Source organism: Sessilibacter sp. MAH1 (genome assembly GCF_054658315.1).
This window is the reverse complement of the sequence record NZ_BAAGIC010000003.1, coordinates 109,998-123,105: the sequence shown is the minus strand read 5'-3', so window position 1 is coordinate 123,105 and position 13,108 is coordinate 109,998. Positions and strand designations below refer to the sequence as shown.

Annotated in this window: 9 protein-coding genes and 1 pseudogene; 2 read left to right on the top strand and 8 right to left on the bottom strand. The window is 41.6% G+C overall.

Translation table 11 applies throughout. From position 1 onward, the window contains the following. Positions 1-46: 46 nt before the first annotated feature. The gene (locus ACYQ28_RS04015) at positions 47-988 is read left to right on the top strand and encodes a hydrogen peroxide-inducible genes activator (RefSeq protein WP_460048403.1); all 942 of its coding nucleotides are present in this window, start codon (positions 47-49) and stop codon (positions 986-988) included. 348 nt (positions 989-1,336) lie between these two features. Here ACYQ28_RS04015 and ACYQ28_RS04010 read toward each other — a convergent pair. Next, positions 1,337-1,966, bottom strand: a pseudogene (locus ACYQ28_RS04010) (delta-class carbonic anhydrase). A gap of 682 nt (positions 1,967-2,648) precedes the next feature. On the opposite strand from ACYQ28_RS04010, the gene tmpT reads away from it, so the two are divergent. After that, on the top strand, positions 2,649-3,791 hold the full coding sequence (gene tmpT, locus ACYQ28_RS04005; RefSeq protein ID WP_460048404.1) for a thiopurine S-methyltransferase: 1,143 nt from the start codon (positions 2,649-2,651) through the stop codon (positions 3,789-3,791). Positions 3,792-3,946: 155 nt separating this feature from the next. On the opposite strand, the gene ACYQ28_RS04000 is transcribed toward tmpT, so the two are convergent. The 7 genes from ACYQ28_RS04000 to ccoG form a co-directional block, all read right to left on the bottom strand. Beyond that, on the bottom strand, positions 3,947-5,353 hold the full coding sequence (locus ACYQ28_RS04000) for a cytochrome-c peroxidase (RefSeq protein WP_460048405.1): 1,407 nt from the start codon (positions 5,351-5,353) through the stop codon (positions 3,947-3,949). 723 nt (positions 5,354-6,076) lie between these two features. Then, a complete protein-coding gene (locus ACYQ28_RS03995) occupies positions 6,077-6,499 on the bottom strand; it encodes a hypothetical protein (RefSeq protein ID WP_460048406.1) in 423 nt (140 codons plus the stop codon). Positions 6,500-6,713: 214 nt separating this feature from the next. Continuing rightward, entirely contained in the window at positions 6,714-7,463 is a 750-nt protein-coding gene (locus ACYQ28_RS03990) for a sulfite exporter TauE/SafE family protein (RefSeq protein ID WP_460048407.1), read from the bottom strand. Positions 7,464-7,513: 50 nt separating this feature from the next. Beyond that, the gene (ccoS, locus tag ACYQ28_RS03985; RefSeq protein ID WP_460048409.1) at positions 7,514-7,702 is read right to left on the bottom strand and encodes a cbb3-type cytochrome oxidase assembly protein CcoS; all 189 of its coding nucleotides are present in this window, start codon (positions 7,700-7,702) and stop codon (positions 7,514-7,516) included. A 100-nt stretch (positions 7,703-7,802) separates the two neighbouring features. Beyond that, the gene (locus tag ACYQ28_RS03980; RefSeq protein WP_460048410.1) at positions 7,803-10,280 is read right to left on the bottom strand and encodes a heavy metal translocating P-type ATPase; all 2,478 of its coding nucleotides are present in this window, start codon (positions 10,278-10,280) and stop codon (positions 7,803-7,805) included. 20 nt (positions 10,281-10,300) lie between these two features. Next, positions 10,301-10,885 (bottom strand): FixH family protein, encoded by a 585-nt coding sequence (locus ACYQ28_RS03975; protein WP_460048411.1) that lies wholly within the window; start codon positions 10,883-10,885, stop codon positions 10,301-10,303. 722 nt (positions 10,886-11,607) lie between these two features. Further along, on the bottom strand, positions 11,608-13,050 hold the full coding sequence (ccoG, locus tag ACYQ28_RS03970) for a cytochrome c oxidase accessory protein CcoG (RefSeq protein ID WP_460048412.1): 1,443 nt from the start codon (positions 13,048-13,050) through the stop codon (positions 11,608-11,610). Positions 13,051-13,108: the final 58 nt, after the last annotated feature.

Sequence of the window (13,108 nt, the reverse complement as noted above, 5' to 3'; positions counted from 1 at the left end):
ATCACACTTTCCTATCAAGCATTAATTTTCATGTGCGGATAAACATATGCCCAACAATAAAATGCCTTCGGTGAATCAATTACGTTATTTCGTAACCGTGGCCCACGAGAACAATTTTCGGCGATCGGCCCAAGTGCTTGGAATCAGCCAACCGACGTTAACGAGCCAAATTAGCACACTGGAAAAAAACCTTGGGGTTACTCTTTTTGAACGTTCTAGAGTTGGCACTCAACTTTCGCCCCAAGGCAGAGCATTGCTGGAGTACGCGGAGGCAGTTCTACAGGCTTCTTTAAGATTTGAAGAAAAAGCGCGCAATATTGCGGAGGGATCGGAGACAACTTACCGTTTAGGAGTTCCACCGACGCTCGGCCCCTACCTATTACCGAGCATTTTGCCTCAGTTGCACAAAATGTTTTCAAAATTACGATTTTACGTGCGAGATGAAGCACCAAGAAATCTTGAAGAAGGTCTATTAAGTGGCGAGTACGATTTGGTTATTTCGCCGTTTGTCTTAGACTCGCCGCAGTTAGTTTCGTCAGAATTATTCACAGAACCACTCAAATTTGTAATACCCAGTGATCACAGATTAGCCGGTCAAAAATTTATCAACCCAATAGATATACGTGAAGAAAAGGTTTTGACTCTAGAAAATACGCATCATTTCCATTACGAGGTGCTGGAAATCTGCCAAAAACTGGGCGCAAAGGTCTTAAGAGATTACGAAGGCACCAGTTTGGACACATTGCGACAAATGGTTGTTATGGGAATGGGTGTGGCATTTATGCCGGGGCTTTATGTTAATTCTGAGTTACACAGACCCGAAGAGCTTCACGTGTGCGAGCTGTTAGGTAAACCCATTGTTCGACACCACAGCTTAGTTTGGCGAAATACTTCTCCGGCTAGAAATTTCTTCAGAGAGTTGGCAAGTCATATTCGAGAAATTATTGACTTGAATTTAAAACACGCTGTGACCGTTATTGAAAATTAATTCGATCAATACATTTTCTTCGGAATTTATGTTTAAACGTTAATGCCTCTGTTAACAAAAACAGAGGCATTAAACTTAAAGAACCTCTGATTAACTCTTCGGTGATTTAATCAGAGGACATAGACTGAAAACTTTAATTCCTTCACAATTTACATCTCAAATCTTTCTTGAAATTAGCCACTCTTTTTTATTACTGGGAGCTCCGGTTTGTTTTACTGCAAGCTTCAGGTTAATGGGAGTTTCTTTAACGGTGAAAATTGATTTTAAAGATTACGTTTAATTTCAGAAAATAACTCGATAAATTCCTCAGCCTGTAAATGCATTTCAGCCTATACCAATGTTAATCTGTCATTTAATGGTGGATATTAAACTCGGATTTACGACCAATTTTCGAACGCCATGAGCGTGATGCTCATCGAATTTATTTGTCTTACACCATTTGCCCAGACTATTGATATCCAACTTTGCGCACTGCGGCCTAACACTCCATGTCACCTGATAAGGTGAACATTGTTGATCGTTATATTTAGGGCCGGTGGTTGAACCCAAGTATTCAACTGGCGCACCGGTTGAAATTGGCAGGCTTGCCGGTTGGAATTTCCCGTTTAATTTATTGGGCGCTAAATCAAAATCGGAAAATTGCATGGCTGATCAATCGTTCACCAAAGTAAAGACCTGCGCCTCAACACGTAATTCGGGATTTAAACACGCTTGTGACGAACAAGAGCCTAAACCTGCACCGGGCTCGGTATTGCAAGAAGTATGAACCCAATGTACTTCTATGGTATCACCGGGTTTTAGACCGCCACAGATATCGCCCGATGGAATTTTTTGTTCTCGCGTAGTTAACTCTGTGCTGATTGTACATTGGTAACCGGTATGATCACCCTCACCGCCCATTATGGAAAACTCCTTAGCTTTATGTTCGGCATTGGTGTGTAAATGAATGTTGCATAAATTGAGTTCGGTGCTCGGCATGGCAAGCCTAAATTCCGTAGAATCCTCACCTAACAAAGAATCGATATCTCTTGGGGCTTGCGGGCCGTAGTTTTCACAGCCACCAAACGGTGGAGTTACCGCCGATTTATGTCCGTCACTTTCAGCAAAGGCGGTCATCGCCCAAACAGGTATAGAGTAAAACGCAAATACACCAACGCTCTTTAATACTTTCACAATCAACCTCAGCATGTTTATTGTTGTTTTGCTTCAGTCGCTTTTTAAAAACTGACGAATGCATTCAACAATTTGATATTTATTTGTCTTAAATGTAGCCAATAAACCAACCAAATAAAGCAGACATGCAAAAAATATTAAAAATAAATGCATCTTATAAAAGATAATGTTTTTTCAAAAAAATAATTCGTTATTTTTTTATAAAAAACCAAAATCTTGTATAAAAACCAGCAAATCAAAAAAAAGAATTATCTTTCATTCCAAAACTCTTACGCATATCATAAAAACACGTTATTTCAAAACACTGCCAAAAACAGAGATCAAACAAAATTACGTTATTGAAAATACACTTGGCGATTACAAAATTATATTTTGAATAAATATTTTCGAAATGGTACTTTAACAACCATAGATTATTTCCACACACGATTTACATGCGAACGATTTACATGCGAACGATTTACATGCGAACAAAGAGTATTACTTAATGGACCATCAGTTTTGGCTCAATAAATGGCAAAAAAATGAAATAGGATTTCATGAGGGTGATGTTAACCGCCATCTTTTCGAGTTTGTCACGGCGTTAAATTTAGCACCGAGTGACGTGGTCTTTGTACCTTTATGCGGTAAAACCCACGATATTCACTGGCTGGTTGAACAAGGCTTTAAGGTGGTAGGTATTGATCTTAGTGAACAAGCCATCAATCAGTTATTTACAGAAATGCAATTATCACCGGTAATTGAAGAAATTGGAGCATTAAAACGTTATCACAAAGATAACCTAATTGCATTTGTAGGCGATTTCTTTCAATTATCGCCAGAAATAGTAACCGAATCGCTACGAACATTATTTTCGAGCCAAGACGCATTTATCAAGGCTATTTACGACCGCGCTGCATTGGTCGCATTACCAACCGAAATGCGACCAAAATACGCAAAGCATCTGCAAACCATTGCAGCTAGAGCGAAACAATTAATTATTACCTACCAATACAATCAATCAGAGATGGCCGGGCCGCCGTTTTCGGTAACCGATGATGAAATCTTGCTTCATTACGCCGATAATTACGAGACAACACGCCTAGCCCATGAAGTTCCACCACAAGGTTTACGCAATCTCTCAGAAGTCTATGAAAGTGTTTGGCTGTTAACGCCTAAGCTCCCCGCGGGAATCGTTATTAAGGATATTAACGAATGCCCGCAATACATAGAACAAATTAGCCAGTGGCACTTTGAAGAATGGAATCACTTGTACCCTCACGATACGCAGGAAGACTTCCGAAATTGTTTGCTAGACAGCAGTCGTAACCACTCCACAAATGCGCCAAAATCGTGGTGTATGTTTCACAATAATGAATTGGTGGGAACGGCATCGTTCCTATCCAGTGATTTACCCTGTGAGCCATCTCTAGGGCCTTGGCTGGGTGATATTTATATTCATCCTAGATTTAGAAACCAAGGCTTTGGGCTTATTCTAGTAAAGTCTATATCAGAGATTATTAAAAAGAATGGTTTAGACTTTTATTTATTTACCGAAGATAAAATCGGCTTCTACGAAAAATTAGGTTGGCAAATAATAAAAGAAAGCGTTTATCAAGGAAGAAAAATTTATATTATGAAACTCGCATAACGTCTAGATCGAGTAGAAACCAGATCAGGTAAATTCTGGATTTTGCTCGCTTAATTTTTTTAAAAATATCATTAATAAAAATTTCTCGCTTTGAGCGCTTTATAAAATAAAAAAACCTCGGCTAAAATGTCGAGGTTTTTTCACGACTAGCTCAATTAACAACCCAAATCGATTTGAGCAATTGCGTCGTTAACAGGAATACAGTTGCCAGATGGAACTGACTCTGGAGAATATCGTGTTAAATTAGGGTCGTATAACGCAGACTCTAAGAATGTTGTTATATCATCAATTTCTTGCTCAGATAAACCCAAAGGACTTACTCGATTGTCTATTACGCCCACCGGCAATACTTTTTGAGATAAACCGGTATTTTTGAACGCAACCACATCACGCACAGAGTTAAATGAACCACCATGACCAAACACGTTGGTATCGGCTAGATTGTATAACTGTGGAATTTTAAATTTAAAGTTATCGGCCGATTCACCGGTAAAACCACCGCGTCCGCGCGCGGTAGCATCATCTACCACGCCAGTAACAGCAGGATTATTCGGATCAAAATCCGAAAAGCCGATTGCGAAGAATACTTGATCTTCGGTTGCACCAACTTCTGAACTCAACGCGGGGCCACGGTGACAATCGCCACAACCCGCTTCACCAAAGAATAAAATCGCACCGCGTAATTCTTGCTCGCTCATGGCATCGGTTTCGCCGCGCAACCAGCGTTGAAACGGTGACTGATTAGCAATAATGGTACGTTCAAACGCGGCAATCGCTTTACCGGCATCGCCTAAAACATCGCTGCTACCATCGGGATAAGCAGCATTAAATAGCGTTTGATACTCACTGTTTGTTTGCAAGATGGAATCGCCCGTTACACTCATACGGTGTACGCCAAGACCTGCGATGGCTTGAATTTCTATGCCCGCTAATTGACGATTATTTTGCGCTTTTGGCGTGCCGGGTGTTGCCAATACCTCGTCAGCAAGGCCAAGGTTTACCAAGCCGCCAACCATATTGCCAAACTGGCCGTTCCACAACATAACTTCTTGATAGGTTGCGTTTAATACCGCCGGAGAAGTTACCGGTTGCACATCGGGTCTTAATGTTGGATCGCTTGATTGCGCATCAAAGCCTTCGGCAAGTACTCGACTTTCACCGGCCATACCAAAGCCTTCACCGCCTTCGGCGATACCTTGTAAAATACCCGATTTAAATCCTGCTGCTGCGTGATGGCAAGACGCACAGGACCAAGTACCCACACGATCAGGATTGACACCGTTAGTACCTAAAGCGGTTTCATGATAAAGCCGTTGGCCCAACGCCACTTTTTCTGCCGACAATGGGTTATTAGGATCTTGAGGAATATTTTCATAGTCATCAGAGTCTGGCAGTGTAAACGCAGCAAGGCCTTCGCCACCACTGACAGATTCTAAAGTGGCTGTTAGATCCGCAGACAGTTTTTCTACGGGTGTAGATGAGCTGCTGCTGCCACCACCACCACAAGCGGATAAAACCATTGCCGAAGCGAAAGCCATAAAGACTTTTGATTTTGTGAACATGCTGTGTTTCCTAGTGAATAAATATAAGGTGATTTTGCGTCTAATGAATTAGCGCATAATTATTATTTTTGATCGAAACAGAAACATAATACGACCGTAAATATGGGCAATTAGAATTCGGCGCATTAAAAATGATTTAAACGTATTTTCTTTTACAACGTCTGTCTTATTTATAATAAAAACTCCAACAGACTGCATTAAAACTAAAATGCAGAAATTCGAGCTGTAAGCTTAGGTTTGTTTATAAATATTCAAGAAAGATACACTTATTTCGATATACAGATAAAGATAGAACAAGCCATTAAAAAAGCAACGTTCATTTGCTTGAATGAAAAATCATTATTGAAGTATTGACAAAGTCTTTCATTAAAAATGACCAATAGAATTTAAATCAAAATTACGCATACAAAAACAAGAAGCATTTACGACAAATGGTTTTTACAGCAAGAAATATTGACAGAAAAATATACGGCGAAATAACACAAATTCAAGCAGCACACATTTTTACAGCAAATACACTCTTCACTGAAATCCAGAAGCACGGTATCAATTCGTAAAAAATTATAAAAAGCACGAGCGGCTTCTATTTTTTGAATTAACTATTAAGAATCGTAAATAGTGAATTTATAAAATCAAAAAGGGTTAGAGATGAATAGAACAGAAGGCAAACTATTGGCAGAGTAAACAGCAGAGTTAAAAGAGAAGCTCGTTGCGCAACGTAAACTAGATTTTACTGATGAATTGGTAAAAGCGTTGTTGGCCGTCGTCGGACTTATAAGTTCTCACATCATCACTCTCACGCAGAGCCATAAGCGATTTTTTTATTTCTTGATCAGAGCAGCCATGACTACTTAAGTAGTCAATCAACACACTAGAACTGGTATCGCCATGTTCTTTTAGGTATTGAAGTGCTAACTGTGCGGATTGTTGCGCGACAGGAAAGTAAGGAGGACTGTTTGTAAGCTGGCCGTTTTCACTGTGCTGATTATCAGACGTGTGCGAAAGCTCGGTGCTCTCCTGTGAAGAAGCCAACGTTGCCGAAGAAGAACTTACCAGCTGTGTGAATTGTTTAAACAGTTCTTGACTCAAACCGTCTATTTCTAGATCAACATCAATTCCAGCTATTTTGCCTTTCACTTTTATCATAATAACGCTCTAGCAGAATTTTTTCTTCGGATGTGTTGAATTAAATAATATTAAGCAAGTTTAAGCGAAACCAATTTTATCCAAACCAATTTCATCTAAACTAGATCAAGTCAGGTCAACTTAATTTAAACCAACGTAATTTAAACCAACTTAGTCAGCTACACACTATTGGAACCTCTCATTTACTCATTTATAAATTAATCAGAGATTCCTATTAATGGTTATGCATATGGGTAGAATGATCGTTTCCAGAATTATTATGCTGTGCATGGTTATGACCACCAGAATACATGAGCGTCCACACACCAAAACCGATAATCGATAACGCAAAGAAAAGTCTTAAATGTTTATTGTTTAAAATCTTTTTAAATTTGTCGGCCAACATGCCGGTGGCAAATAATGCAGGCAAGGTTCCCAAACCAAATGCACCCATAGCCAAACTGGAGTTCAAGGTGTTTGCTTCCGCCACACTCACAGCCAAGGCGCTATACACTAAACCGCATGGCAACCATCCCCAAACGGCTCCGTAAAGAACAGCTTTTAAGAAACTGGTTACTGGAATGAATTTTTTGCTAACCGGTGCAATATGCTTCCACAGCAATTGCCCAACTCGTTCAAGATGGGTTAAACCCCGCCACCAGTTCGCAAGATACAATCCCATAGCGATGAGTAAGCATCCGGCAATGATTCTTAAGCTTGATAAATATACTTGAGAGAAATTTGGTGATAATGATTTTGCAAAGGTTTCGGTAAGTGCAGAAAAAACCAGTGCAATAGTCATATAACTGGCAATACGCCCTAAATTGTAACCAAGAATAATTTTAATTCTTAGGCCAATTTTTGCAGCCGGTAAAGCAAAGCTGAGTGCACTGCAAATTCCACCGCACATCGCAATGCAATGGCCACTACCGAAAAAACCCAAAATAAAAGTAGTGGCTATAAGTGCGTAATTAATATCGGGCATGTAACATCGAAAACGTTATGAATGAATGCGGCCAGAAAATCGTCTGCCATTTAATGAGATGATTTCTCGTCAACGGGATTTGATGGCTTTTTTTTGGATTCTTGCTCGTCGAATAAAATCCGATGAGCTTCGGTATTTAAGTCATCGTACTGACCGTTGTTAATTGCCCAGAATAAAACTTTTATGGCAATGAACACAAATACCAGTGCAATGGGAACGAGAATGTAGAGAATTTCCACGCATTTCTCCGAGATTAAATACTTAACGGCTTAGAGCCGCGTACGACTTGCACACATCTAAATTAGATGATTTTCGAGTATTTTACTGGACAAGTAAAACCTAGGCATGATGATTTACCAACGGGCCTTTAGATAATCTAGAAGCGTTTATTACAACAATGAGCGAACTCAAGCTCATACCAATCGCCGCCGCCCAAGGCGGAATATAGCCAAACGCCGCCAGTGGCAATGCTAAACCATTGTAAGCCAACGCCCAACCCAGGTTTTGTTTGATCGTTGTTTGCAGCCGTTTTGCAAACTGAATAGCCTGCGGAATTAACGTTAGATCGCCATTCAGTAAAATACAATCGGCTTTGGTTTGAGCGAGATCGGTGGCTTGCGCCATGGCGACCGATACATCGGCACCAGACAGCACGGGTACATCATTGATACCGTCGCCAACCATCATGACAATACCTTGGCGCTGTTGCTGCTCAGAAATACAGTCCAGTTTTTGTTCCGGAGAAACTCCGCCGTGGACATCGTCAATGCTTAACTCTTTGGCTACTTGGCTGACAAGGTTTGAGGTATCGCCGCTAAGCAACATCACTTGCATGTGATTTTGGCGACAGGCGTTTATGGCCGGCTTGGCACTAGGACGAATTTGATCTTCTAGGCGTACCCAAGCAATTTGAGAGAAATTCTGTGTTTGTGGCTCTTGGCGAATCAACAACAACCATTGACGGTCGTCTGGCGCTTGAATCTCAATAATTGGGGAGTGCTCTTCGCTCATTTCTAGCATTATCTGCCGACAAAAGGTCAGGTTACCAAAAAAGTAACGGGCGTTATCCACCATTCCCGATACGCCCTTACCGGTGCTAACTTGCACCTGACTGGCAACACGTTTGTTGCTCCAAGGTTTGAACGCCTCGGCAATTGGATGCCTAGAGTCAACTTCTAAGGAGGCAATAATTTCTAGAGCGTCTTCTGCCTGCCCATTTTTAGGTAGGCACTCACTTACGCTGGGCTTGCCTAAAGTTAGGGTACCGGTTTTATCGAAGGCCACAAAGTTGACCTTTGCCAAGGCAGCGAGACAATTACTGTTTAACACCAACAAACCCGCAGCCCTTAAGCGCGATAACGCACTGGCGTGAGCAGTCGGAGTCGCGAGCGACAACGCGCAGGGACAGGTAACCACTAATACAGAAAGTACAATCCAAAGCGCCTCGGATGGCTCGTGTAACCACCAAAACCCGCCAATGATTGCCGACATTAAGAGCACAGCCGCAACAAAATACGACGATAGTTTGTCGGCTAACGCAATTTGCTGTGGCTTGTTTAAAGAGGCGTTTTCAACCAAACGTTCGATGGCTGATAATTTGGTTTTTTGACCCACCGCCGTTACTTGAACAATCAGCGAAGATTCATTATTCACACTACCGGCTACAACCAGATCGTCGGCAGATTTCTTTACTGGCGATGACTCCCCAGTAAGTAAAGACTCATCAACATGACTTTCGCCATCGACCACAACACCATCACAAGGAATGGATTCACCGGCACCAACGGCTACCCAATCGCCGACGACTAAACTGCGCAATGCCACGGTCTGTCGCGATTGACCAACATCTTCGCGATTTATTCGATTTGCGGTCAGTGGCAATAGCTGAGTGAATTTTGCGTTTCCCAAACTGTTGGTATGGCGAGCGCGCATTTCCAGATAACGACCGAGTAACAATAAAAAGGTAAACATCGATACAGAATCGAAGTAGACCTCGCCTGTTGCTCGAATAGTCGCCCAAATACTGGCTAGATACGCAAATCCAATTGCGATAGCAACGGGGACATCCATAACCAGATGCTTTTGTTTTAAGGCCCGAAACGCCGCCTCAAAGAAAGGTCGCGCACTGAAAAACACCACGGGAGTTGCGATAATTAAACTTACCCAGCGCAAATACACCAGCCATTCTTCGGAAGCTCCAGCATAGAGCCCGACCGCCACCATGCCGACTTGCATCATGCCAAAGCCTGCGACACTGAGGCGCATTAAAGCCTTGCGTTTCTCGCGCTGGCGAATAAGCAGCTGTTGATCTTCACTGGCCGGAGTTAACACATAGCCAATGCTGGCAACGGCAGACATGATTTCACTGAGCTTCACTTTGCTCAGTTGCCACTGCAACACAAGCTGCTCCGTTGCTGCATTAACACTGACTTTATGAACACCATCAAACGCATTGAGTCTGTGTTCAATCAGCCAAACGCATGCGGCGCAAGTGATTCCAGAAATATGAAAACGTGCTTGAACGAAGGGCTCTGATGAGTCGTCCGCGACATCACAGGGAAAGACAAATTCTTCCTGCAATTGCGGCAAATCATAAGCTTGATAATTTATGGATGACGCTGAATCTGGCTTTTGATTGAGCTCTGAGCGAAATTGATAGAAATTTGCAAGACCATTACCATGAATCGCCTCGGCGACCGCCTGACAACCTGGGCAACAAAAACACCGGCGTTGGCCATCAAGGGTTGTGACGAATTCGTTGGTGTCTACAACCGATAAACCACAGTGATAGCACGGACTGTTCCCGGCAGAATTCATGGTAAATGTCTCATCCGAAGCTATTTAAGTTCTGGAGCCTGCCCGATTAACTTCACGTCGGTCTGGAAGGCAAAATTAACCTCACCATTTAGCCGCCAACGTTCAAACGCTTCGTTTTCTTGAGCTTTTAAATCTTCAGGATCAACCAGAGCCAAAGGAATGTTCGTTGGCAACAAACGCAAGTACCAGCGATTTTTGAGAGGTCGATCCAAATCTGCGCGATAGTTAAATGGCGCAAATTTTTTCATTTCTAGAACCTGATCAAGGTTTTCATCAACCGGATGATCTAGATACAGATATAAGACTGAAGGCAGTTCGTCGCCAGAGTCTTTGGTCATGACTATGTTGACTTCGCCTGTTAAGAAGTCAAATGCAATACGCGCGGTAACACCCATCTCGTAGGCGTGTTCTACCTGCTCAAGACTTTGGTTAATTAACCGACCCTTTTTGTAGTAGTCATCGGTTATAACATCGTCGCCATATTTAAAGGCTGTGGTAACCATAATGCTTGAAAGAATAACCGAAGCGATTAAGGGTATTAATAAGAACCACGCCCAGCTTTCTTTGTACCAAGGGTTACTCGATTTTTCGGGTTGTGCCGCCATGAATTTCCGCCAGCTGTTATGACTTGATTGATATTGGGGCCAGCATTGTAAAGTAAAATTAGAGATGAACCTACGAAATAGCGTGAATCTTTCTCGTTATTTCTTTGGCAATGGAAGATAAAAACCTAGCCACCGCGCTAAGGGTTTAAATAACAGGGTTAACAGATAAAAAATCAGGTGTTAATCGGCGAAACATACCTGAAATACACACTCAAAAAATCGGCGACTTGATAGAAAAAAGCTAATAAAAAGATCGCTTTTATCTTATGAAATCCTTAGCTATTCATTATCACGGCGTGATACAAAATTCAGTAAGTTCGCCAAAATAATTCCATTAAAATTTCGTTAAAAAATGTTTCTAAAATCTGTTAATGAAATCCCTGACAAAAAACCACTCATTTACTCGTTCGTGATTTAATTGAGAGATAGAAATTGAAAACGCAATTTTCAATTTCATCATAATTGTAATCTCTTACCGCGCCTAAAATTGACGTCATATACTTGCGTCACGATAAACTCTAGAAACCTTTGAGTTATTCAGAGCTTTTTAAACACGATAGAGAAAACCATTATCCAGAAGATTGCCATCTAGAAAAGTATTGCTTAGAAAAATATAAAAAGTCGGCTTAGCCAGCTATTTTTTATCTATTTGAAAACACACGAGCTTTTAATACGGTTTAAAAAAAGCCTCAAATAGATATCTATTTGAGGCTTTCTATTTTTTAATGAGTTTCTGGACCAATAAACGATGTTTTGTTTTTTGCCGTTAACTTTTCATCTTCACGCGCGGTAACCGTTAAATAAATTTCTGTTTTTGTAGTCTCCAACTGCGCTCTTGGAATTGAGACTCTAACAGGCACGGTAAACACTTCGCCCTCTTCTAAAAATACCGGTTTGTGCGTTAATTCAAAACCTTCTGCACCGATAACACCAATATCGTAATAATGATCAATTCGATCCATATTGCTGATTTTTAAGGTGTACACATTCACAATGTCGTCACCGCTAACACGATACATTCTTACACCTCGGTCGCGTTCAACGTTAAAAGACAAAGGCTCGCGATCAGACAGGGCGTAGACAAACGCGGCGAACATTGCAACCACCGCAAAGCTGTAGCCGAACAGTCTCGGTCTAAAAAAGTTGGTATGACCGGTTTCCAGAGCATCCTGCGAGGTAAAGCTGATCAGTCCACGAGGATAATTCATTTTATCCATTACCGAATCGCAGGCGTCCACACATAAACCGCAGTTGATACATTCGTATTGAAGGCCGTCACGAATATCGATATCAACCGGGCAAACCTGAACACACCAAGAGCAATCGATACAATCACCCTTACCTTCGGCTTTGTAATCGTCACCGGGTTTGCGTGCACCACGACTTTCACCGCGACTGGCGTTGTAGTGTACCGCTAAGGTGTCTTTATCGTACATGACCGATTGGAAACGCGCGTAAGGACACATGAATTTACACACTTGCTCACGCATCCAACCCGCGTTCAAATAGGTCATACCAGCGAAAAAGAGTGTCCAGAATGCCGCTGCAGGATGAATATTCCAGCCGACGCTACCATTATCATTAACACTAGGAACAAAACCCAACAGCAACTCACGTACCGGCGTAAAATAACCAATAAAGGTTACGCCAGTTATAAACGCAATTGCGATCCATAAAAGATGTTTGGACGATTTACGGATTACTTTATTGGTGTTCCAAGGTTGACTATCCAATTTAATTCGTTTGTTTCGGTCGCCTTCACAAATTCGCTCGGCCCACATAAACAACATGGTCCACACCGTTTGTGGACAGGTAAATCCGCACCAAACGCGTCCAACCAAAACGGTAACCGTAAATAGGGTAAATGCCGAAATAATTAATAGCCACGCCAAAAACATTCCGTCTTGTGGCCAAAAGGTCATCCACAAAATATGAAATTTACGCTCTGGTAAATCAAATAAAACCGCAGGGCGACCATCGATCATTAACCAAGGAAGAATGACGAAACCGAGAAGAAGCGGCAGTCCCGTGTACTTTCGAATATTTTGATAAAATCCACTGATCTTACGTACGTAGATCTTATTTGCAGCCTGATATAGGTCGGAATATTTTTTATCCGAATGATCGGGGTCAGAAATTTCTTTTGTGGGTATTTTGTCTAACACGGGGGCACCTAACTCTTCACGGATATTTAATTACATTATTTAGAATGGGAAACTCTGA

Coding starts and splice junctions, on each gene's coding strand:
- ACYQ28_RS03995 (WP_460048406.1), bottom strand. CDS start 6,499: ATGATAAAAGTGAAAGGCAAAATAGCTGGAATTGATGTTGATCTAGAA.
- ACYQ28_RS03975 (WP_460048411.1), bottom strand. CDS start 10,885: ATGGCGGCACAACCCGAAAAATCGAGTAACCCTTGGTACAAAGAAAGC.
- tmpT (WP_460048404.1), top strand. CDS start 2,649: ATGGACCATCAGTTTTGGCTCAATAAATGGCAAAAAAATGAAATAGGA.
- ACYQ28_RS04015 (WP_460048403.1), top strand. CDS start 47: ATGCCCAACAATAAAATGCCTTCGGTGAATCAATTACGTTATTTCGTA.
- ACYQ28_RS04000 (WP_460048405.1), bottom strand. CDS start 5,353: ATGTTCACAAAATCAAAAGTCTTTATGGCTTTCGCTTCGGCAATGGTT.
- ACYQ28_RS03990 (WP_460048407.1), bottom strand. CDS start 7,463: ATGCCCGATATTAATTACGCACTTATAGCCACTACTTTTATTTTGGGT.
- ACYQ28_RS03980 (WP_460048410.1), bottom strand. CDS start 10,280: ATGAATTCTGCCGGGAACAGTCCGTGCTATCACTGTGGTTTATCGGTT.